Origin of the sequence: Fodinisporobacter ferrooxydans, assembly GCF_022818495.1 — a bacterium.
GTDB classification, from domain to species: domain Bacteria; phylum Bacillota; class Bacilli; order Tumebacillales; family MYW30-H2; genus Fodinisporobacter; species Fodinisporobacter ferrooxydans.
This window is the reverse complement of sequence record NZ_CP089291.1, coordinates 2252150-2275272: the sequence shown is the minus strand read 5'-3', so window position 1 is coordinate 2275272 and position 23123 is coordinate 2252150. Positions and strand designations below refer to the sequence as shown.

Annotated in this window: 18 protein-coding genes and 1 riboswitch; of the genes, 6 read left to right on the top strand and 12 right to left on the bottom strand. The window is 45.1% G+C overall.

What is annotated here, in order from left to right; all coding sequences use genetic code 11:
* Positions 1-87: 87 nt before the first annotated feature.
* From LSG31_RS10880 to LSG31_RS10870, 3 genes are read right to left on the bottom strand one after another with little or no spacing between them, the layout of a single operon-like run.
* Positions 88-2007, bottom strand: a complete 1920-nt coding sequence (locus LSG31_RS10880; protein WP_347439274.1) for a PTS fructose transporter subunit IIABC — start codon at positions 2005-2007, stop codon at positions 88-90.
* Positions 2008-2013: 6 nt separating this feature from the next.
* A complete protein-coding gene (gene pfkB, locus LSG31_RS10875; RefSeq protein ID WP_347439490.1) occupies positions 2014-2931 on the bottom strand; it encodes a 1-phosphofructokinase in 918 nt (305 codons plus the stop codon).
* 24 nt (positions 2932-2955) lie between these two features.
* Positions 2956-3771: a DeoR/GlpR family DNA-binding transcription regulator gene (locus LSG31_RS10870; protein WP_347439273.1), complete on the bottom strand. Its 816-nt coding sequence runs from the start codon at positions 3769-3771 to the stop codon at positions 2956-2958.
* 166 nt (positions 3772-3937) lie between these two features.
* On the opposite strand from LSG31_RS10870, the gene LSG31_RS10865 reads away from it, so the two are divergent.
* The 3 genes from LSG31_RS10865 to LSG31_RS10855 all read left to right on the top strand — a co-directional run bounded on the left by LSG31_RS10865 (position 3938) and on the right by LSG31_RS10855 (position 8879).
* On the top strand, positions 3938-5614 hold the full coding sequence (locus LSG31_RS10865; RefSeq protein WP_347439272.1) for an SWIM zinc finger family protein: 1677 nt from the start codon (positions 3938-3940) through the stop codon (positions 5612-5614).
* On the top strand, positions 5611-8613 hold the full coding sequence (locus LSG31_RS10860) for a DEAD/DEAH box helicase (RefSeq protein WP_347439271.1): 3003 nt from the start codon (positions 5611-5613) through the stop codon (positions 8611-8613). The genes LSG31_RS10865 and LSG31_RS10860 overlap by 4 nt, the downstream gene beginning before the upstream one ends.
* A 65-nt stretch (positions 8614-8678) precedes the next feature.
* Complete coding sequence (locus tag LSG31_RS10855) at positions 8679-8879, top strand: hypothetical protein (RefSeq protein ID WP_347439270.1); 201 nt, start codon at positions 8679-8681, stop codon at positions 8877-8879.
* A 112-nt stretch (positions 8880-8991) separates the two neighbouring features.
* Here the strand turns inward: LSG31_RS10855 and LSG31_RS10850 are convergent, their stop codons facing one another.
* The 9 genes from LSG31_RS10850 to LSG31_RS10810 all read right to left on the bottom strand — a co-directional run bounded on the left by LSG31_RS10850 (position 8992) and on the right by LSG31_RS10810 (position 19132).
* On the bottom strand, positions 8992-9420 hold the full coding sequence (locus LSG31_RS10850; RefSeq protein WP_347439269.1) for a hypothetical protein: 429 nt from the start codon (positions 9418-9420) through the stop codon (positions 8992-8994).
* Positions 9421-9441: 21 nt separating this feature from the next.
* Positions 9442-9981: an NAD(P)H-dependent oxidoreductase gene (locus LSG31_RS10845; RefSeq protein ID WP_347439268.1), complete on the bottom strand. Its 540-nt coding sequence runs from the start codon at positions 9979-9981 to the stop codon at positions 9442-9444.
* Positions 9982-10182: 201 nt separating this feature from the next.
* The gene (locus tag LSG31_RS10840) at positions 10183-10710 is read right to left on the bottom strand and encodes a chromate transporter (protein WP_347439267.1); all 528 of its coding nucleotides are present in this window, start codon (positions 10708-10710) and stop codon (positions 10183-10185) included.
* Entirely contained in the window at positions 10707-11288 is a 582-nt protein-coding gene (locus tag LSG31_RS10835; RefSeq protein ID WP_347439266.1) for a chromate transporter, read from the bottom strand. The genes LSG31_RS10840 and LSG31_RS10835 overlap by 4 nt, the downstream gene beginning before the upstream one ends.
* A 91-nt stretch (positions 11289-11379) precedes the next feature.
* Positions 11380-12063, bottom strand: a complete 684-nt coding sequence (locus LSG31_RS10830; RefSeq protein ID WP_347439265.1) for an ECF transporter S component — start codon at positions 12061-12063, stop codon at positions 11380-11382.
* Positions 12042-13784 carry an ABC transporter ATP-binding protein gene (locus tag LSG31_RS10825; protein ID WP_347439264.1) on the bottom strand — a complete coding sequence of 581 codons (1743 nt, stop codon included), beginning with the start codon at positions 13782-13784 and terminating at the stop codon, positions 12042-12044. Before LSG31_RS10825 ends, LSG31_RS10830 begins: the two co-directional genes overlap by 22 nt.
* Entirely contained in the window at positions 13766-14647 is an 882-nt protein-coding gene (locus tag LSG31_RS10820; protein WP_347439263.1) for an energy-coupling factor transporter transmembrane component T, read from the bottom strand. Before LSG31_RS10820 ends, LSG31_RS10825 begins: the two co-directional genes overlap by 19 nt.
* A gap of 9 nt (positions 14648-14656) precedes the next feature.
* Positions 14657-15490, bottom strand: coding sequence for a DUF4430 domain-containing protein (locus tag LSG31_RS10815; protein WP_347439262.1), 834 nt, complete (start codon positions 15488-15490; stop codon positions 14657-14659).
* Positions 15491-15727: 237 nt separating this feature from the next.
* Positions 15728-19132, bottom strand: a complete 3405-nt coding sequence (locus LSG31_RS10810; RefSeq protein WP_347439261.1) for an S-layer homology domain-containing protein — start codon at positions 19130-19132, stop codon at positions 15728-15730.
* A 196-nt stretch (positions 19133-19328) separates the two neighbouring features.
* Positions 19329-19509: riboswitch (cobalamin riboswitch) on the bottom strand.
* 494 nt (positions 19510-20003) lie between these two features.
* Between LSG31_RS10810 and metA the strand changes: the two genes are divergently transcribed.
* From metA to bioA, 3 genes are all read left to right on the top strand, one after another.
* A complete protein-coding gene (gene metA / locus LSG31_RS10805; protein ID WP_347439260.1) occupies positions 20004-20945 on the top strand; it encodes a homoserine O-acetyltransferase MetA in 942 nt (313 codons plus the stop codon).
* Between the two features lie 156 nt (positions 20946-21101).
* Positions 21102-21560 (top strand): DUF5684 domain-containing protein, encoded by a 459-nt coding sequence (locus LSG31_RS10800; RefSeq protein ID WP_347439259.1) that lies wholly within the window; start codon positions 21102-21104, stop codon positions 21558-21560.
* A 165-nt stretch (positions 21561-21725) separates the two neighbouring features.
* Positions 21726-23090, top strand: a complete 1365-nt coding sequence (gene bioA, locus LSG31_RS10795) for an adenosylmethionine--8-amino-7-oxononanoate transaminase (RefSeq protein ID WP_347439258.1) — start codon at positions 21726-21728, stop codon at positions 23088-23090.
* Positions 23091-23123: the final 33 nt, after the last annotated feature.

Sequence of the window (23123 nt, the reverse complement as noted above, 5' to 3'; positions counted from 1 at the left end):
TCACATATTGATTCTTGCAAATGTTCTTTATCTGCATTTTCTACTTACAGGCTTGTAACGATATTGTAACATTAAAACTTCTATGAGTTAAGCAGAAATCGGTTTTTTCAGAATCGAAACAAGAACTCCCGATACAATCGCGCCAATGAGAATTGACAATGCATACAATCCCACATTTCCAACCGCTTGCGGGACTGCGAGTACGAAGATGCCGCCGTGAGGAGCACGCAGTGTGCAATGGAACAGCATCGATAACGCGCCTGTAACGGCAGAACCAATGACAATCGAGGGAATGACACGGAACGGGTCGCGAGCGGCAAATGGAATCGCGCCTTCTGTAATGAATGCAATCCCAAGAACGGCTGCCGCTTTTCCGGCCTCTCGTTCTTCTGCACTGTAACGATTCCGGGCGATAAACGTAGAAAGCGCCATGCCAAGCGGCGGTACCATCCCGGCTGCCATAACAGCTGCCATAATACTGTACCCAACATCTGTCTGGCTTGCCAACATGCCTGTCGCAAACGTATACGCCACTTTATTGATCGGTCCGCCCATATCGAATGCCATCATCGCTCCAAGCAATAAACCAAGACCGATAGAACCGGATGCACCCATGTTTTTAAGACCTGTTGTCAACAGTTGCATGAGATCTTTAATCGGTGTTCCCAATACAAAAACCATGATGAGTCCGACAATCGCCGTTGAGAAAAATGGAATGATCAATACCGGCATCAAACCCTGGAAATTTTTCGGCAATCGTATGCCGTCCCGAATCCATTTTGCAACATAACCTGCCAAAAATCCTGAAATGATCCCGCCCAAGAAGCCGGCGCCAATCGAAGAAGCCAACATGCCGCCGACAAGTCCTGGTGTCAAGCCGGGTCTGTCCGCAATCGACATGGCAATAAATCCGGAAAGAATCGGAATCATCAATGCAAATGCGGAACCGCCCCCGATATCCATAAATGCCTTGGCAATTGTGTAATAGGGAGAATGCGGATCTTTGAATGCCGTAATCCCGAAGGCAAAACAAATCGCAATTAACAATCCGCCCGCCGTGACAAGGGGAATCATGTGGGAAACCCCATTCATCAAATGTTTATAAAAGGCCGGCATCGCCGCTTTTTTCTCTTCTTTCGCCCGCGCCACCTGATCCGCATAATCGCCGCCTCCTGCAAATACAGGCGCTTGCAAGGATTTCGCGATTAAATCGCCGGGATCTTTGATGGCAGAAGACACAGATACTTCGATCACACGTTTGCCGTGAAAACGATCCAATTCAACCTTTTTATCGGCAGCGATAATCACTGCATCGGCTTCCTGGATCTCTGTTCCGCTCAACACGTTCTCCGCTCCGACAGAACCTTGCGTCTCCACTTTTACTTGATATCCCAATTGTTTTGCAGCTTTTTCCAAAGATTCTGCCGCCATATACGTATGGGCGATGCCTGTCGGACATGCCGTAATGGCGACAATTTTTTTCGTCCGCGCGGATTCTGCCTGCGCCTGCTCCTTCGTTTGCCCGTTTGCCGCGACCCCTTGCTCTTCTTCCGGTTCCGAATGGCTGTCGATGAGCGCTAAAATTTCATCAGCCGATTGTGCGGCAAGCAATCCCTTTCTCACTTCCTCATCCATTAAAAGGCGAGAAAGTGCCGCCAATACATGAAGATGCTCCTGATCGGCATTTTCTGGAACCGCTATCATGAATACAATATGAACCGGTTGTCCATCGAGAGATTCATAGTCTAAACCGCTGTGTGTCAATCCTAATGCCAGTGCCGGGCGAGCCACCGCACGGGATCTTCCGTGTGGAATCGCAATGCCTTCACCGATTCCCGTAGTACCTTCTTCTTCCCGTTTTAACAGCGCTTGCATAAATTCATTTTGATTTGTAACAATTCCGTCTTTTATCAACAATTGGGACAATTCTTCCAATACGCCTTGTTTGTCTTTTGCAGCAACGTTCAATACGATCCTGCTTTTCTGAAGCAATTCCGTTATTTTCATACACATTCACCTTTCACAGTCCAATTGAATTTGATCCAGCATATTTTCAACTTCGATACGACTACAAACTTGGGAGCCTGGTTTTAATGTTGTCGCTACACCACATGCATTTGCGAAGCGGAGAGAACGAATCAGATCCTTTGTTTGCAAATACTTCGAGACAAATCCGGCAACCGTCGAATCCCCTGCTCCAATCGTGCTGACAGGTGTGATAACCGGCGGAATCGCTTTGCATGTACCAGCTGCGGAAACCATAATGGAGCCTTTTTCACCGCGGGATATCAATACAATTTCCACACCTTTTTCCCTTAGCTTGTATGCGGCATCGATGATCTCTGTCTCTGTCTCCAGCGCAGTATCGAATAATTGGTTCAACTCTTCCTCATTCGGTTTCAAAAAATGCGGTCTTGCCTCAATCGTTTCCGCAAGTGCCGCTCCAGATGTATCAACGGCAACAAACACTTGATTTTTCAACGATTGTATAATCTGCCGATACATACCGGGATCCGTTTGTTTTGGCAGACTTCCGGCCAAAATCAATCCGTCGCCGTCTTGTAAAAGATCATTCAGTTTTTCGATCAGGCGATTGATATCCGTTTCTGTCAATTCGGGACCAGATCCGTTTAATTGTGTCTCCACATCCGATGCGATAATTTTTACATTTGTTCGCGTCTCCCCGCTGGTTTCCAAAAAGTCATGGGATATCGACTTATTTTTCAGTTCGTCCCGGATCCAGCAACCCGCTTCCCCGGCCAAAAAACCTGTAGCTACTGTCAATACGTCGAGATTTTTTAACACTTTGGAAACGTTAATCCCTTTTCCCCCGCTGTCTTTTCTCATCGATTCAACAGCGTTTATTTCCCCGATTTGCAAGGAATCTGTATAAACTGTTAAATCAATTGCCGGATTCACAGTAACAGTCACAATTTTCAAATTCTTCACTTCTTTCTAAACAACGTAAACTTTTACATCATGGGATTCTAACCACTGTATATACTCTTTGGATATCCCCTCATCCGTAACCACCATGTCGATATTCCCCAGATCAGCAACACGGGTTAAATTCACTTTTCCAAATTTTGAACTATCGATAAGCAAGATGACTTTTTCTGCTGCTTCAATCATCGCTTTTTTCACCCATGCTTCTTGATAATCAGGCGTTGACAGCCCTATATCCTCGGAAATGGCGTTGATGGCTAAAAAGCAAATGTCCACATGAAAACGGCTCAGTGTTTCAATTGCCAATTCCCCGACCATTGCTTGGGTATTCGTTTTCAATAGGCCACCTGTCAACAAAATGTTATACTGCTTGCTGCTCAAAATATCCGCAATGTTAATCCCATTTGTCAGGATCGTCAGATTAGGTATTTGCAGATGGCGCGCGAAACATGCAGTTGTCGTACCAGAATCTACAATAATAGAAGTATGTTCTTCTACTAATGTTGCGGCAAATTTCCCGATCTTGTCTTTCTCTTCCGAAAACATGACAGATTTATCAAGAATGGATGGTTCGATCGATACATGCTGTGGTAAAATGGCTCCACCATGTACCCGCTTGATTAATCCTTGTTTTTCCAATTCCTCCAGATCACGGCGAATCGTCGATTCCGAAGTATTTAGGTCTTGGATCAAATGAGAAATTCGGATCGAACCTTTTATGCGAATTTCGTCATATATTTTCTGTTGTCTGTCAATACTTAGAATAATTGCTCTCCCCCTTTCTTTATTAGAAGTTACTATATCACCAAATTCGACAATTTTCAATCACAAACATTCAAATTCATTCAAAATATGTCGAAAAATATTTATATTCACTCACAATCATTCAATGTTAAAAACTTGCACACATATATAGAGTACATTCATATAGCAAAACATGCTATTCTAAAGGGTAATAGAATCGGTGAACAAGTCATACGGAGGATACACGGTGCTAGATACGAATCGAATACCAGCAGAAATCGTTGAACATTTGAGCTATGCAGCAGAAGAATATTTTGAACCTGTAATTTTATTGCGCGGACTGGAGTACTATCGGGATGGCCATGTCCGTAATGTCCGGGTAACTTCCAACTTTCTCATTCATGCAAAGGTTTTTGGAACAGAACATTATGATGTGACACTGGATACCGATTTTTTTGCCATGAGTACATGTACATGTCCTTACGACGGCTTTTGCAAACATATGGCAGCCACGTTTTTTGCAGTTTATAAAACCTATCATTCCCCAGATGAGTGGATGCACAACTACAGTGAACAATATGAAATCGAGCAGCATAGAAAAACCGTACAAATACAAAAAGAACAAGCAAAGCAGCAAAACCAAAGACTCGCCCTTGAAACAAATCTGGCAAGATCTTCTAAGTCTGCCGCGAAAAAAAGCGTTCCAGAACCGCTGGAGACAGATACCGTCAAGGAGTGGCGCAACTATTTTCAACGGTCGTTTCACATAGCTTTTGAACAGCAAAAAACACTTGCTTCTATCACGCATGCATTAAAACAATTTGAAAAAAAATTAGTTGAAGTTGCAAAGAGATGGGATCGCAAAAATCGCTTCATCTATGAACTGCATCTTCATATATTTTTCATTGAACTCCTTCGGAATCTTTGGGAAAATGTCAAAAGCAGTTATTATGGATGGTATCTTCAGGAAGAATGGGACGATCAGATCATCCGGCACACCAATCAATTGATTCAAATGTTTGAAAACCAGGCAAGCAAAATACTGCCTGCAGGCAGCAACGTTGCACACATTCGGGAAACTGCCGAATACTTCCATGAGCTTCTGGAGAATTCCAGCGAAGTAAACGAGTATTCTGACTGGGTGTTGATCTATCATTCCTGCTGGCTCCATTGGCTGCATAAAGATCCGGCATTAACCCAATTCGAAACTGCCTATTTGCAGCTGCAATTGCAAAAACCTGACAACGAAGATCTGCAAAACGAGTTGTTTTCATATGCCTTGGCATTATTTGATATATTGGATGGCAATGATTCGCAAGCGATTGAACGGCTTTCTGAACTTGCCGAGATAACCCTGCTGGAACCTTGTTTATTTTTTCTTGTCTACCATGAGCAATTGGAGCAGTGGGACAAATTGTACCAATGGCTGCTCTTTACGATAGATATATCGGATCTTTATGATGGTCAGATGTACGTTGTATTGTCGTATATCTGGAAAAAAGCCGTGAAACATGGGTATACAGATGAACCATGGGTTCATATTTTGCATGCCGGTTTGCCGATTTCCATGCAGTTCCTTGAAAACTATCTAATAGAAACCGGACGATTGAAAGAATGGGTGGACGTTCACTTGTTTTATGAAACATCACCTCTTAACATTTCCAAAGACTCCGTTAAAATCATTGAAAGCGAAGATGTCCGCCTCTTGCTCCCATTCTACCATCAAAATGTTGAGCGGCTGGTGCAAGAGAAAAACAGGGCTTCCTATAAAATGGCTGTCCGTTATTTAAAAACTTTACATCGCTACTATAAAAAATTAAAGCAAATGGATCGCTGGCAAATGTTTTATCAATCGTTTAAAAGCAAATACAGCCGACTGCGAGCGTTACAGGAAGAATTGACAAAGGGGAAGCTGAACGAATGAGCCAATTACAGATGCAAACCGTACAGTTGGAAGTGAATGCCGTCTGGCAGCCCTCCGGCCGCTTTTTTCTCTATGCCAAAAACCGCCATTCCAACTACATACCTGCGGATCAATTGGCGCCACTCTTGTTTACTTGGGATCCTTATTCCTATTACGGAACCATGCATGAGTCCGCAGCACACAATGGAATTCCGTGTATCATCTTGTCGCCGCGGCATGCGTTGGAGTATTTTTCAAATCCGACGGCTCGCAATCATCACGTGTCAGTCATGGAACATGAAAACTTGCGCGCATTGCGTTCGGCTGCAAAAATTATCAAACATGCCCTGCAACAAGGGAATTTCGCACCGGATTTCGAAATTTGGAAAACAGCGGATACCCTTCAATGGAAACTGCTTTTCCCGGACAAAGAAGTTCATCAGAATCCATCTTTCATGGAAACTCGGGAACTCCAACCGGGAGACAATGACCAAAGCGTATGGAGTCATTTAAATATTGCCTTGTTTTATGTAAACGATTGGCTGCAAGCGATCTTCCGGGAACTGCTCGAACAGAACAATCCCGTACACGATGCATGGCAGCAAGTGCTCGAAACATACCCGGCACTTGCCGCACATACAGACAAGCATCTTTGGTTGGATGAAGAAGATTGGCTGATTGCAATCGGTTGGCAACAAAATACGACACCCTTTCATACTGTTTTACAATTGGATGAGCCGGTTGACGACGAAGAAACATGGCTATTGCATATCATGCTGCAAGACAATGAAAACCCGGATACGCTGATTCCATATTCACAAAAGCGTCCGCTCTCAGACCAGCCGCTTCCCGATTCCTTTTTGCCATTTGAAGGCCGTATTCGCAAGGACATGGAAATCTGGATGCAGCTCGTGCCCTGGCTGAAAGATCCCAATGAAGACGGCCGACTCCTTGCAGCCATGACAACAGAGCAAGCGTACAACTTTTTAACAAATGCCAGCGAACGCTTGATTGGACATGGATATACCATTTTACTGCCTGGCTGGTGGAAAGAATTAAAAAAACAAAAACCAAAAGTAAAAATGAATATCCGTTCCTCTGCCGGAGCAAAGGGGCAATCGATATTCGGATTGCAGCAAATCATGGATTTTGATTGGAAATTGGCGCTTGGAAACATCGAACTCAGTGAGAAAGAGTTCGGCAAATGGCTGGACGAGAAACATCGATTGATTAAATTTCAAGGACAATGGATTCCTCTTGATGCCCAATTGCAAAAACAAGTCCGGAATTTTATGAAACAACTTTCCAAAAAAAATGGACTCACATTTCGCGATGTTTTGGAAATGCACTTGATTCAGGGTACTGCCGATCTGACGGACGCTTCGCCCATTGACGACAGCCAGGAACCGCCAATCGATGATCATAATCCGGAGGCAGCCGGGCTATTTCCGGAACTGTCAGTGGAACTTGAGTTAAATCAACACATTCTTGCGCTCTTTGAACAACTGAAGCACATCCGGGGCATCCCGCAATTGCCTGCAGCTCTTTCCTTTCAGGGAACATTGCGCAAATATCAGACAGAAGGCGTATCCTGGCTGTTGTTCCTGCGTTCGTTAGGATTGGGCGCATGTCTGGCTGATGATATGGGATTGGGAAAAACCATTCAATGGATCAATTATCTCTTGCATGTGAAAGACAAACAAAAACAATCGACTCCCACACTGCTTGTCTGCCCGACTTCCGTACTTGGCAACTGGCAAAAAGAGATTGACCGATTCGCCCCATCCCTTACGATTTACTTGCATCATGGCACCAATCGCAAGAAAGGGGAGGATTTCCTGCAAACTGCACAAACGGTCGATGTCGTCCTGACATCCTATACGTTGACACATTTGGATGAGGAAGAATTTCGTACTGTTCATTGGAACGCCATTTGCCTGGACGAAGCACAGAACATCAAAAATGTGTACACAAAACAGTCGGCAGCGATCCGCCGGCTGGAAGCAGACCATCGTGTCGCCATGACAGGTACGCCGATGGAAAACCGTCTGACAGAATTGTGGTCAATTATGGATTTTGTCAATCCTGGATATTTGGGGAGCCTTTCCTCCTTCCAAAAACAGTTTGTTCAACCGATTGAAAAGTCGAATGATCCCACGCGGATTGAACAGGTGAAACGCTTGATTCAACCATTCCTGCTGCGGCGTGTCAAAACTTCGCCGGACATTGAATTGGATCTGCCGGAAAAGCAGGAATCCAAATTGTACGTTTCCCTTACCGTCGAACAAGCGGCCATGTATGAATCGATCATCCAGGATATGTTTGAGCGCTTGGATGTCGTATCTGCAATGGAGCGCCGGGGATTGATTTTATCCACCTTGACGAAAATAAAACAACTATGCAACCATCCGGCATTGGTATTAAAAGAGAGTGGCCAAATCACACGGAAAAACCGCTCCAATAAAATGGAACGATTGTTGGACATGGTGCAGGAGTTGCGGCAAGAAGGCGACAGCTGCCTGATTTTTACCCAGTTTGTCGAAATGGGGCATCTTCTGGTGCAATTTTTGGAACAGGAATTGCAAGAACAAATCCTATTTCTTCACGGCGGCGTATCGAAAACAAAGCGGGATCGGATGATTGCGCAATTCCAGGATCAGATGCTTCCTTTAGAAGAGAGACGACATATCTTTCTCCTCTCCCTCAAAGCCGGCGGTGTCGGGTTGAATCTGACTGCAGCAAGTCATGTGTTTCACTTCGACCGCTGGTGGAATCCGGCCGTGGAAAATCAGGCAACAGACCGGGCGTTCCGCATCGGACAAACACAGCATGTACAAGTACACAAGTTTGTTACGCTCGGAACGCTGGAAGAACGAATCGACGAGTTGATTGATAAAAAACAAGGAATGAATGACCAAATTGTCGGCGGCGGGGAAAACTGGATTACCGAGCTCTCTACAGACGACCTGCGAAACCTCTTCGTCCTCCGAAAAGACTGGATTCAATCAGATGAAGGGTAACTGAGTACGAGTATCGAAGAAGGCCAATCAAAAAGGAAATCGGCCGAATGGAAAGAAGGATTGCAATGGCTAGAGCAAGATCGAATGAAGCAAAAACGAAACAAGAACGGAAGCCTGCCAAAAAGCCAAAACAAGCTCCGGCTGTTTTCCCGGAATCTCAAACACTCCAACCCCATTTAAACAATGTATCTCGAGAATGGCAGACATTTTATGGAGCCGTTATGAAAGAATTTGCAAACGAAACCGTTTTGATTCGCAAGAAATGATATAACCTTTCAAAGAGTATTTGAAAAGCGTGTTGTGAAAACTGACAACACGCTTTCTTTTTGGATAAAATCAAAGCACTTATTGACAGCAAAGTTCTTGTTCGGAATGCTCTTATTCCGAATTTTTCCGCTGCATGTTGCGTAACGCGTTGCGATATGCCAAGTCGGACTGGCCCCGCTTTGGCGCCTCTTCGTTCTTGGACTGTTCGCCTTTGTCGGCAAAATTTCGCAATGCCGCCCGATATTGCAGATCGGATGTTTCCGGCAAGGAGCCTCTCCGAGAATTTTTCTCCGGCACATTCGGTTCCGATAGATTGCCTGACACAGATGGAACATTTCTATGCGGCGCAGGTTCCCCTTGCTGCTGCATGGGATTTTCCGCAGCCAGCACAGATGCATCCTGTAAAACAGGCTGCGTTTCGTCCTTCTTCGTTTTTGCATGCTGCGGAACGTAATTTTTTTGCGCCGCACGAATATTAATCGTAATTAGAACAATCAATAGAATAACAAGTACTACGCCTCCGACTATAACTGTTGCCACGATCCGTCCATCCTCTCGTAATTAACTAACAAACTTGCCTGTTACGACAGCAACTCGATGGCCAAGTGCCCTTGCCAAAATCAAGTCAGTCTCTGAGGGCATGTTTGGAGGCGCATCGTGGGATGTTTCAACGGGGCACGTAATTCCGACGCCATAATAGGAACCATACATTGCATTTTCTGGTATATTGCCAGGCAATCCCACAACAATCATTCCATTATGAAGCATCGGGGTAATCAAATTTAACAATGTGGATTCAATTCCGCCATGAACCGTTGCAGTGGTGCAAAACGTAGCACCGATTTTCCCGATCAGCTTTCCTTGCGCCCACAAACCTCCGAGTTGATCAATCCATGCTTTGAGCCCTGCACTGATTGTTCCAAAATGCCCGGGGCACCCCCAAATGATGGCATCCATCTCTACCAGATCGTTCACATCCGCCTGATTCACATGTTGAAGAAATACTTCCGCTCCTGTGACATCTCTTGCTCCTTCTGCTATTGCTTCTGCCACAGCTTCTGTATGTCCGTTTTCACTATCGAATACGATGAAAATTTTCATCCGCGTTCCTCCATGTGCCTAATCCATCTGTACAATCTGAGTTTCAAATCCATACCAACTTTTGATAGGTTCCCCTCGTTTTACATGCCTATTCATGACAAAAAAACCAAAGACAAACTGCCAATGGTTTCTTGCATGGTCTTTCTTATGCATTGTTGTGCGTATGTGGTGCCAAGCTGCTCGCTCCGGTCTTTCCCATCTTTAAATAATAACCGCGCCATAGATCATGGTTCCTGCGATCACAATGGCCGGATGAATCTTGAACCGCTCCAACAGCAAATATGCGGCAACACCCAAAATGATCGAATGCATCCAGCCTATGCCCTTAACAGAATCTGCAAAAAACTGATAGGCAAGCACGCCTAACAATACGGCAACGATGTGACGGATGGAGAATGTCATCGCTTTTACTTGCGGTGCCGTCCGGAATACAGACATAAACCGCAACAGCACAATCATCGCGATCGCGCTTGGCAAAATGGTTGCAACTTCCGCTGCGAGCGCCCCCGCTATGCCGGCCAGCTGATACCCGATATAGCCGGCCATTTTCGTATTAAAAGGGCTTGGAAGCGCATTCGCAATGGCTAGTGTTTCGCCGAACTGTTTTAACGTCATCCAATGATAATGGTCGACGATTTGCTCCCGGATCAACGGAATCAGCGATGGGCCGCCACCATAACCCAGAATATTAGGAATAAAAAATGCCCAGAAAATTTGCAAATAGATCATTTTGTTTCTACTCCTTTTTCCCGGCGTTTCTGTCTTCCCGCATGCCAGGTGGAATACGCAAACGCAACAGCCAATACAACCGCTACGAGGATTCCCGGCGGAACATTCAGTATGGAAATGCAAATCAGAGAAAATGCCAGCATCCCGATGGACAATCCCTTATTATTTGCCTCTTTCACGCCCTTGGATATGAATTCATATGCCAAAACTGCCAGCATGACGCCAATGACGGGCTGAATCGCTGCAATCATGCGCTTGATAAAGGGATGGTTTTTGAACCCGTACATGACTCCCATCAACCCGATCATGATCACCACAGCCGGCAGAATGAGCGCCAGATTGGCAACCAGAGCGCCTTTCCAGCCATTGACCCGATATCCGATATAACTGGCCATTTTCGTAGCAATCGGTCCCGGCAGAGCATTTCCCAACGCCAATGCATCAGAAAACTCTTCCGCTGTCAACCATTGATATTTTTTTACACACTCCGCATGAAACAAAGGTATCATCGACGGACCGCCGCCATAACCAAAAATGCCGATGCGGAAAAATGCAACAAACAATTTCCAATACAGCATATATGTCCTCCTGTTCAACTGCTGCCCGGATCGACTGCAGCCTGTGATTCGCCGGAAATTCCATATGTTTGCAATTGAATTTTTTACAATTTCAACACAGCAATCCATATTTTCTTTTAAAACGCTCTAACATTTTTATCCAACTGGCGCCAAAAACATAGAGAAAAATGGCATTGGACCCCCCATGCAGCAAATCAAAATAAAAACTTGCAATATATGTAGCAAGAAACGTTTTCCAGCTAAAATCGTTGATATATCCCACGACAATCGACAAATTCATGAACCAATCGAATAAAAATCCCCAAATGAAGCCATACACCGCTCTTCCCAAAGGCCGGGAAAGCCATTTGGCATCCTTGAAAAGCCCCGTCACAAACCCGGCCATTCCCCAAGCGAACATTTGCCAAGGAGTCCAGGGACCTTGCCCAAAAAATATGTTCGAGACCAATGCGGCGGTAGAACCGATAATAAATCCGGCCTCCGCACCAAATACCAATGCCGAGACAATCACAATGAATGTGACCGGCTTTATATTGGGAAGCGGCGCAAAGGGAATGCGGCTGACTGCTGCGATTGCCGACAGCATCGCAATCAGGACAATTTCCTTCGCATCGATTTTTTTATATTCAAAACGCAGAAAAAAAGGCAGAATCGACAATAGGACAAGCACAAAACTGATCAACAGATAATGATTGTCCAGCCAAAAGGAGGCAACAGCCAAACTTGCGAGACAAAGGAAAAGGATGAGCAAAATCAAGAGACGACGCCGCGCCAATGTGCAAGTACCTCCTCATATGTAACAGCTGTCGGCAAAATATTTTGAAATAGCCGCTGAATGACAGTCGTATAAAAATAATTGCCTTGAAAAAATTCCCTTGGTGTGCCCTCAGCCGTTATTTCCCCATGAAACAGCATGGCGCAGCGTGTTGCATATGCAGCAGCAAATTCAATATCATGCGTCACCATGAGAATGGCAACACCCTCTTGCCGAAATCCCTCCAAAATCTGCGCAAATTCAAGCTTGGACAAAGGGTCCAGCCCTTTCGTCGGCTCATCCAGCAGCAGAATTTGCGGTTTTGTCAGCAAGACACCGGCCAACGCTACTTTTTGTTGCTCCCCGCCGCTGCAATCATAGGGATGTTTTTGTAAAATCGATGCAATCCTAAGGCGGGCGATCATATGTTGCACATCCTGTTCTGTGATCCGTTCCGGAAAACGCTGCATGACGTGCCTCAGTTCTTGCTCGACCGAATCATGTACAAAGTAGAGTTTCGGATTCTGCGCCACATAGCCAATGACTTGGTAGCGTTCCCGTTCCGGCAGCTTCTTCAGCTTTTTCCCTTGCCATGTTACGGTTCCTTTCTGCGGGGTCAGCAAGCCTGCCGCTGCTTGCAGCAATGTGGTCTTGCCGGCCCCATTTCCGCCGACGATTGCCAACCATTCCTGCTGCTGCATCGAGAGATTGAGATCCGCCAATACAAGCTTTGCATCTCTTTGATATTGAAAATATACATGCTTGAGTTCCAGGAGGACTGACGACAAATCTGTCTGCTGATCGGAATATTTTTTGAAATGCTCTTTTCTATGTACGTTTCGATGGAGTTTTAAATGTACTTCACTATGTTCCGTTCCCAAGCGAATATTCCCCATTTTCAACAACCACTGCCTGCCCTCTTTTACAGAAACAGGAATCTGCATCGCTTGCACAGATGGATTGATGCGATTTTCCGGGAGGCTTTCCAAAAACAACTTCGCAATCGAAGGCAGATAGGGCAAGAATCGGGTATCATCGACATGAAAGATATGCCGGATCACTTCCTTTGGCGTTCCCTCGTATTTGATCTGGCCATGTTCCATCACCAAGACGCGATCCGCCAATGCAAACACGTCTTCCAAACGATGTTCCGCCAGCACAATCGTCATGCCCAATTCCTCATTGAGACGCTGCATCATCTGTAAAAACTCTCTGGCGGCGATCGGATCAAGCTGGGCCGTCGGCTCGTCAAGCAGCAAAATTTTGGGCTGCATCAACAGGACTGCCGCCAAATTGACCATTTGCTTTTGACCGCCGGACAATTCATGTGTTTTGCGGTCCAGCAAATCCTCAATTCCGAAGAAATGTACGATTTCCGCAACCCGTTTGCGGATATCATCTGTAGAAAGCCCCATATTTTCCAATCCAAACGCCAGTTCCTGCCATACCTCATCCATTGCGATTTGATTTTCCGGATCCTGAAAAATCATGCCGATTTCTTGTGCCGTACGAGCAAGCTCCTGCTCCGCGAACGGCAACCCATCCCATTGAATCTCTCCCGTCGCGAGACCTACAGGTTGAATTTCTCTTTTCAGCATTTGCAGCAATGTAGATTTTCCCGATCCTGACGCTCCGCAAATCACTACACAGTCGCCGGGATCCAGACGCAAATTGATATCAATGAGAGCTTGCGTGCCATCCGGATAGGAGAAGGACACATTTCTCATTTCCAAGACTGCCATCGGATTCGCTCCTTCCCTTCCAGCAATACTGGAAAAATCGTGTACAGACAAAAACAAGCATATAAGAACCATTGTGTGTCATCAAATTTGGCCCAATGAAAAACCGGATAGATCGGCAATACCCCATATCCACGAAACCATTCGGCGATGCAGATGCTGATCAGACATACGAGCGTGCCAATCCAAAAGAAATCTATCAAATGAAATCGATATGGATGATAACTGCTGCGAATCAATCGAATCCCATACCCTCGCGCTTTCATCGATGCAGCCGTCTGCAATGCTTCTTCCAATGACCAAGTGATCAAAATCTCCAGTATGCGTGTGGCATCAGCGATTCGTTTCCGCATCGCGCCTTGCCAAGGATTCACGCCGCGCGTTTTTTGCACCATCATAATTTGACTCATGCGCCGTTTGACAAGGGGCACAAAGCGAACAGACAACATGATCAAAAGCCCTACTTTTTGAAACGCCCGGGAAAATAAAAAAAGAAATTTTCCTGAGGAAACGACCTGGTTATAAGCTACGAAGCAAACCAGAATGTTGAGCAGCGACAACATCATCGTGACACCATATAATACGGACTCGAAAGTAATCGGCTGATTCATGAAATAAAAGAGAATATAGCGGCCGCGATGGGAAAACAGCGGATTTGCAAGGGTAACTGCAATTCCCGTCAGTATATAGTAGGGAAGGAAGCTTCGCAACTGCTGCCCGCGATCGACACAAACATTCACCAGAACAATCCCGATTAGACCAGATGCCAGATAGATCGGATGCATGAATATCATATTTAAAAGAATAAATCCAAAAAAATACAAACTGCTGGAAAAGGGGTGCAATTCTTCAAACACTTTTTTCATTTTGGCTCCTTATTTGGCTCCGATGTCTTTCCCTAAATCAATCGTATACAGCCATTCAATGGAATCCCCCGCCTTTACGGGATAACTTCCCGCACTTTGCTGACCAAATGCACCATTGACTTTAAACATCCAGCCGCTTTTGGGCCCATCGTCAAATTCATATAAATTATCAATTCCCTTTATATAGGCGGAAGATCCCATTCCGCTATACTCCATTTGCATATGTTTCTCTTTCAAAACTCGAGAAAGTACATCCAGTACAGTATCCCCCTGTTGGATCGCTGCCGATTGTCTGGGCAATATCACGCCAAGCTGCCGATCTCCCACAATCATCAACGATACGGTTTGGCTCTTTTCAGCGGCAGAAGCAGATGAAGCTGCCATTGCATTTGCCGATGCTGCCGTTTGTGCGGAAGCTATAGTTCCTGCCGCTGTTGTCTCCGGCTGAATCGTCATCGATGCAGTAGTTTTTGGGGAACTTGCTTGATTTCCAGGCGCAGACGACTTTGCGCCGGCATTCGAATCCCCAGTGCTGCTTATGGAGGAATTTTGGGCAGCAGAGTCTCGACCCGCACCGGGTTTGGAGCCATTCGCCCCATTTTCGGCACCTGTCTGCGAATTGCCGCCGCTTGCAGAAGTTGTTTTCCCATTGTCGGCATTTGTTCCATTTGCAGATGCATGCTGATCGCTGGAAGTCCCTGCTTGCTTTGCTGTTCCCGCGGTTTGTGAAGCTGTGAATGTATGATCTGCTTCTTTTATTTGTCCGGATCCTTGACCACATGCGACTAATGCAAAACCAGTGAATATACACATAAAGAGCTGGAATATTTGTCGTTTGTTCAATTGTTATCCCCCTTTTTTATAAGGATAAAGAGCCGACTAAAAAGGCGACTCCTTACAAAACATGTATTTTTTTGTCGTTTACACTCCCAAGCTATATCCACATGATATTGGTCAAAAAATCTTTGACTGAGGAAATATCGCGCAAGTGGGCTTTGGATCCACGATCCGCCCCAAAGCCCACTTGGAAACTGCAAAAGTGCGTGTTCAATGCGTGTTCAAATTGAAAGTTTTTTTCATTTATTTCTGCTTGTCTTCATAGAGCTTGACTGCAAGGACTGCCGCCATTTCACGAGTGGCGTTGCCTTGCGGATCAATCGCTCCGCCAGATCCCACCATAATGCCATGATCATACAACGCTTGCATGGAAGCATATGCATAACGATCCACTTGGTTGCGATCTGTCACATCGAATGTAGCACGAATCGGCTGCAATTTCCAGGCGTTTGCGATGATCACTGCCATTTGTTCGCGAGTAATCGGTTGCTCCGGCGCAAACCGGGATGCCGATATCCCTTGGATCAGACCTTGATCTTTGGCAGCTTTCACATACCCATAATACCAGGAGCCTGGCTTGACATCAGCAAAAATCGCCTGTTGACCTGCTTCCGGTTTTACGCCCAACAAACTCATGATGACTTTTGTAAATTCTGCCCGTGTAATCAATTGTTTTGGCGCAAACATCGGAGCAGTTGTGCCGATGCCTTGCATCAAATGGTACTGGCTTGCCTTTGCGACACTGTCCAGGGCCCAAGGAGAAATCTGGTCGCTATCGATATATCCGGTGCCGCTCTGTGCAGCAAACTGGTAAATGGAACCTTTTCCTTGTACGAAATTGTTGTACGCATCAAGTGCTGCCAGTGCTTGCTCCGTAGCAATCGTGTCCGAGCCAAGTCCGGCCTGATGGGCAAATCCGCCATCTGCCTGTTGGAATTGCAACAAGTCTTGCAGCAAATTCATGCCGGATCGATCGTATGCGGCATCGGCAGGATTCAGTCCCAACGCGGCAAGTCCTTGAATTTCCTGGGCAATGCTTTCACTGGAACTGATTCCTCCCGTATTGCCCGATTTTGTGATCCATTGCAAAGCCGCATTTGTCGCATGTTTTACATCGGTTTGTGTCTGATACGGCGAGAGTGCCACCAAAGCCATCGACGTCAAATCGAGATCGCTGGCGTCTCCTTTGATGAGGGACCAACCGCCATCTGTATTCTGATTTTGCAACAGCCACTGAATCAATTGATCCCGGTTCCAGCGAGCATTTTGCGGGATTTGGTAGTGATTGCTGTCAAGTGCAATCAATGCAAAGATGACCCCATTCGCACCTTGCGATGTCAAACGCGTACTATTGTAAATGCCTTGGATCAAATTGTATCCATCGATAGAAAGAGGATCACCGCCTGCAGCAAGAATGCCAAGTGCCATGCGCTCATAATCTGTCACGTTGTGGAACGATCCATGATTCTGAGCAAGAAGCTGCTGTACATGTATCAAATAACTCGCCGGCAACGATTTTCCGGCACGGGCCAGGGCAAACGCGCCCCAATCGGAAATCTCTCCGGAATTCAATAACGCTTGACTTGCACCTTGAATCCCATGATCAACAGGCGCCGAAGGATTCAGTCGGCTCCGATCGATGACGGCAAATTTCGTAAAATGATTCACTTCGCCGGTGACTTCACCTGTCTTGGCATCGACAACGGCCGGAATCGGAACCCACTGATGTGTCGATTCGTCCAACCACACCAACGCCACTTGGGAGAGATCCTTCACATCCAAGGGAGCTTTGATCGTGATGGCGATCGGTTTATCAAAATGTGTTCCATTCGGCGTAAAATCATAAATGGGTGAAAGCAGTCCTTTCTGATCCGAAACTGCCGTCTCTTTCTGTATTCCAATGGTTGTTTGACTGCCGAGAGCATTTTGCGGAATATACAATTGCACTTCCTTGGCCGAGTCGCTTAACGTTTGATCCTGATTCGGCGAAACAACCTGTGACAAATTCACCTGATTTGCCGCAAGTGTTTGCTTTAAATTTTGGATGTCAGCTGCTGTCATCGGCTGATCGGCATTTTCCACTTGAACCGCTTGTCCGACTTGATCAATCGGTTTTGTATTATCAATCGGCAACTGCAGATTTTCAATCGCTGCCGTTACGGCAGAACTTGGTGCAGCGGATGATGTCGTGTCAGCAACCCCCCCACTGCTTGCGGGCGCGCCTACATCTGTTCCGCCATTTGACGTATACACCCATTGGACGGAATCTCCATCTTTTAATGGATAGTTCCCTGCACCTGTATTGGTAAACTGTCCATTTACCGTATACATCCAACCGCTCAACGGCCCTTTGTCAAATTCGGATAATCCATCAATCGATTTGACATACAAACTTGTGCCGGAACCTGTCGATATGACATTGCTTGCACCAATCGCCCGGATCAAAACCGTATAGGGATTGTCGTCTGCCTGCAAAGCGACTGTAGAGGAAGATAACAGAGTTTGTCCCTGGTAACCAATAACAGATACGGTTGCTTTTCCATTCGTTTGGCCGCTCGTCGAACCGTTTGCTCCGGTTGTTGTAATAACGGGATCGGATTCTGTTCCCGGACCGTTCATGTGATAGTAAATCGATTCATATGTGTTGCTATTGTTGACAAATTTCAGATAGGCCGCCATTGCGCCAATGGCATCTTTGGTCGAGAACGCATTGGCTCCGTAACTGTTATCATAGATAAACAAACCGTTTGAAGTTGCAAATGCCAGTAATTTTTGAACGAGGTTCACGTTGTTTACATTGGTTGGATCCACACCTACAGAAGACAAGCCGATGATCATCTGCGCCAAACTGTCAGAATTTGATGTGTCACCTTCTTTTTCCAGGCGCTGAACAGCTTTATCGACAGCTGCTTTTACGTTTGCATCACTGGTGTAATATGGCGCAAGTGCAGTCAAGGCCATCCCCGTGCTATCCGTATCAAAATAGGAATCGAATGTTGGATCTGTCGGCGTAATATAGGTGGGTTGCCAATATGCATCATATTGGACGGCGTCCCATTGTCCATTGTGAAATGTGAGTGATCCCCATCCACCGCTTGGCAATTGACTTGACAAAATGTCTTGCGTCAAATCCTGGCGAGTGGTTGCCGCGTTGCCAGGTACGTTATAAGGTTTTGCATCAAGAGCGATTAAATCATACATTACGTTCGTGTTAAACGTACCTTCCACGTCCGGAGACTGCTGATACAGCTTTTCCACGAGATTCACGCCGTTCACATCGGTAGCGTCTTCTCCCGCGGAAGTCACTCCCAGAATGGTTGTTTCCAGGGCAGTCAGCGACGTTGGATATGTATCAACATATGTATTCGCAGAAACAGTCGTTTGATAGACCGCATTTGCCACAATTGAATTATAGTCACTGGTCGGCTTAAGATTTGCCAAGTAACGTTCGACCGGTGTCCAATTGTCACTGCTCCCGGCCTCCTGTGTGTAAGCTGCTGCTGAAATGGGCAACTGCTGTTCCACTTGTTGTTGCAACGTTGTGGTATCTGCAAATATTGTCGCAGAAAATCCAAAGGAAATTTGCGCAATAGAAAAAATAAAAAGAAAGCAATTGGAAATAACGCGAAACCTTGTTCTTTTCGCCATAATAACCCCCGCACTTTTTTAAATAGAAAACGATTTACCGTTCCTTCGATGGGTTCCTTAAAGAACGCCAAGTTGGTACCAAACAAATCTCTTAAAAACAAAACCCTCTATCCGTTTACATAAGGACAGAGGGTTTTCTACGTGAATCGATTTGATCCTGTCAAAAAATGAACACCTCCCTATCGCCCGTAGGTCTCCTGTGTTTCACTTCCCGGCAGGTCTCCTGGCTTCGCTTCATCCATTTGTTTTCCCTTCCCGGCAAATGACCAGTGGGCAAAACTAAACAAATGTCCGCTTTACAGTGGCGGGACCGCATCGGATTTGCACCGATTTCCCTATTAAAACGTTTCTATTCCTTCATAAATTATAGTAGAGGATGTTCAAAAAGTAGTCAAAACTCCACGGCGGATTGCTTTGCCGAATCCCCAAAAGGCTTACTCATGTACCAGACACGTACACTCCGTCGCCTTTTCGTGCTTCGGCTTCGCACTCCTTGTGTCTTACTTAACCACTTTTTGAACACGCACTAATAGTGGTATTTGCTTGCAAACATAGTTGCCTGTAATGAATCATACGCATCAGTATGTTGCTTGCAAAGGAACAGAAAGTTACCGAAAAGTAGATATTTCTATCAGATTTATCCTTTCAGATTTATCCTTATTGAACTTACTCCTTTCTCTTCGGATTGTCAATCAAATTTGATAGTTTGGATGCTACTGTTCTCCAAATTGCAGTGCTTTGCGACCGTTTCCAAATGTGACGATATCCATTCCCAATAAATAGCAATCGATTATTCTACACTTTATTAAATTGAGAACTCTAATTATTCTTTAATAAAATGTATAATAGAATAAGTTAAGGAGGGATTGCTATGCCGATTAAAGTTCCAAATCATTTGCCAGCAAAAGAGATCTTAGAAAATGAAAATATTTTTGTGATGGATGAAGACCGGGCATTCCATCAGGATATACGCCCGTTAAAACTTGCCATTTTAAATTTGATGCCGATCAAAGAAACAACCGAAACGCAACTGCTGCGACTGCTGAGCAATACGCCTTTGCAGCTTGACATCACATTTTTGCGAATGAAGACACATGAATCGAAAAACACGTCACAAACACACTTACAAACGTTTTATCATACGTTTGACGATGTGAAAGATCAGAATTTTGACGGATTGATTATTACAGGCGCTCCCATTGAACATTTATCGTACGAAGAAGTGTCCTATTGGAATGAATTCCGCACGATCATGGAGTGGAAGATGACACACGTATTTTCTACTCTACATATCTGCTGGGCGAGCCAAGCCGGACTCTACTATCATTATGGGATTCAAAAATATCCGCTGCCGGAAAAGATTTTTGGAGTCTTTTCACACCAAGTGTTAAAAGACACACCACTCGTGCGGGGATTTGATGAGGAGTTTTATGCTCCCCATTCCAGACATACGGAAATCCGGCGGGAAGATATCGAAAAAGTTGGAGATCTTGATATTTTATCCGTATCAGAAGAAGCAGGCATCTATATGGTTGCGACAAAAGACGGACGCCAAGTCTTTGTCACCGGACATTCCGAATATGACCGATATACATTAAAAGAAGAGTATGATCGGGACGTGTCGAAAGGTGACGCGATCGCCATTCCGAAGCACTACTTTCCAAACGATAACCCAAGTTGTACACCGATTTATCGCTGGCGTTCACATGCCAATTTGTTGTATACCAATTGGCTTAATTACTGTGTATACCAGGAAACGCCCTACGATTTGTCCAAAATTTCCGATTTGCAAAAGGAACCTTCCCGCGTGTAATTGCATAGCAACGATAGATCTGCCGTCTCGCCATATTGACTTTGTCATTGTGGCGAGACGGTTTTTTGATTCAAAAAATATCCAACGGAATCGTCATAGTGCAAGCTCAATTTCTATATACTATCCTGAATCTACATCAAAAGGAGGAAAGAGGAAGTGAATCATGCGGATGCGGGAATTTTGGGTGGAATGATTGGCACGTTCTTAGTATTATGGGTGATCTTGGGGATTGCCGCATGGATTTTACAAGGATTTGCGTTTTATAAGATGTATACAAAAGCAAACGTTTGGTCGCCCTGGCTTGCATTTATCCCGATTGCCAACCTTTGGCCTTTCATGTGGACAATTAAAAAAAGCGCCTGGAATATTCTTTGGCTTATCATCCCGATTGTAAATCTGGTTTTTTCAATCATCTGGACCATACGATTATTGAAAGCATTTAACATGAATCCTTTATGGGCATTATTATTTATTGGTTATGTCATACCTGCCATTAATAGTTTCGTCGTTCTCGCATTTTTGGTTCTGTATTGCTATATGGGCTTTAGCAGCAATGTTCGTTACAATCCCGATTTTGATTGGAAGCCCCCGCAACCGCCGAGTGCTTCTGTATAAGCGAAACTTGAATCAGGTGGAGTCTTTGCTCCATCTGATTCTGATGATTTTTACATGCATCGAAGCAGAACATTTCCATCTTCAAATGCAACCTCTCCAAAAAAATCCACTCTTTTATGTTAAAATATGATGAGGCTATTCAATATTTTTACAAGGGGATTCAGAATGCAAACTCCAGTCCATTCGTATGAAGAACTTGCAAAAAAGGACAAACAATATCTCTGGCATCCATTTACACAAATGAAAGATTATCTCGCAGAGGATCCGATCATTATTGCGCGGGGAAATGGCCGAAAATTGTATGATGTCAACGGAAATGCATATTGGGATGGAGTGTCTTCGATCTGGTTAAATGTACATGGCCATTGCGTGCCGGAATTGGACCAGGCGCTTCGGGACCAACTCGATCAAATCGCACACTCTACTTTGCTGGGATTAGCAAATATTCCCTCTATTTTGTTGGCGGAAGAATTGATAAAAATTATGCCGCCTGGTCTTGCCAAAGTCTTTTATTCTGATTCCGGCGCCACATCGGTAGAAATCGCCCTAAAGATGGCTTTTCAATATTGGCAGCTTAGGAATCAGCCCGATAAAAAATATTTCATATCCATGAAGGAAGCGTATCACGGGGATACAATAGGCGCCGTGTCTGTTGGTGCCATTGATCTTTTTCATAAAACATACTCTTCCCTTTTATTTCAAACAATTAAAATTCCGTTTCCATACATATATCGATCACCATATGGCGATGATCCAAATGAAGTGAAAAAGCGCCATTTGCAACAAGTCGAGCAAGTCTTGGCCGAACGTTCGGATGAGATTGCAGCAATGATTGTGGAGCCGATCGTTCAAGGCGCGAGCGGCATCATCGTCATGCCGGACGGATATCTGAAAGGTCTGCGGGAACTTTGCGATCAATATCATGTATTATTGATCGCAGATGAGGTAGCTACAGGTTTTGGCAGAACAGGTGCCATGTTCGCCTGCAACCATGAGGGGATAACCCCTGATATTTTGACTGCAGGCAAAGGGTTGACAGGAGGATATCTTCCCCTCGCAATTACTGTCACGACAGACGAAATATACAACGCATTTTTAGGTGATTTTGAGGAAATGAAAACATTTTTTCATGGACATAGTTACACCGGAAATCAATTAGGGTGCTCCGTTGCCCTGGCAAATTTGGAATTGTTTCGCAAAAATCGTGTAGTTGAAGACGTAGCCGAAAAATCCATCTACTTGAACCAACGGTTGCAAGCCTTGTATGAATTGTTTCATGTCGGTGATATCCGTCAAAAAGGTTTTATGATCGGCATTGAGCTGGTAGCCGATCCGTTCACAAAGCAACCCTACGATTGGACGGAACGAATGGGAGTTCGCGTTTGCGGGAAAAGCCGGGAATTAGGCATGATCCTCCGGCCATTAGGCGATGTGGTCGTATTTATGCCGCCGCTGGCATCGACTCTGGAGGAACTGGACGAAATGCTCGATATACTCTATCAGGCTATTAAACAAGTGACCGAATCATAAAGAACCATAAAACAACCAAACGGAAGTGTGGAA

Bases quoted from the DNA above. Each gene is read 5' to 3' on its own strand.
- LSG31_RS10880 (WP_347439274.1), bottom strand. From the start codon at position 2,007: ATGAAAATAACGGAATTGCTTCAGAAAAGCAGGATCGTATTGAACGTT.
- LSG31_RS10860 (WP_347439271.1), top strand. From the start codon at position 5,611: ATGAGCCAATTACAGATGCAAACCGTACAGTTGGAAGTGAATGCCGTC.
- LSG31_RS10855 (WP_347439270.1), top strand. From the start codon at position 8,679: ATGGCTAGAGCAAGATCGAATGAAGCAAAAACGAAACAAGAACGGAAG.
- LSG31_RS10845 (WP_347439268.1), bottom strand. From the start codon at position 9,981: ATGAAAATTTTCATCGTATTCGATAGTGAAAACGGACATACAGAAGCT.
- LSG31_RS10840 (WP_347439267.1), bottom strand. From the start codon at position 10,710: ATGATCTATTTGCAAATTTTCTGGGCATTTTTTATTCCTAATATTCTG.
- LSG31_RS10835 (WP_347439266.1), bottom strand. From the start codon at position 11,288: ATGCTGTATTGGAAATTGTTTGTTGCATTTTTCCGCATCGGCATTTTT.
- LSG31_RS10825 (WP_347439264.1), bottom strand. From the start codon at position 13,784: ATGGCAGTCTTGGAAATGAGAAATGTGTCCTTCTCCTATCCGGATGGC.
- LSG31_RS10820 (WP_347439263.1), bottom strand. From the start codon at position 14,647: ATGAAAAAAGTGTTTGAAGAATTGCACCCCTTTTCCAGCAGTTTGTAT.
- LSG31_RS10810 (WP_347439261.1), bottom strand. From the start codon at position 19,132: ATGGCGAAAAGAACAAGGTTTCGCGTTATTTCCAATTGCTTTCTTTTT.
- metA (WP_347439260.1), top strand. From the start codon at position 20,004: ATGCCGATTAAAGTTCCAAATCATTTGCCAGCAAAAGAGATCTTAGAA.
- bioA (WP_347439258.1), top strand. From the start codon at position 21,726: ATGCAAACTCCAGTCCATTCGTATGAAGAACTTGCAAAAAAGGACAAA.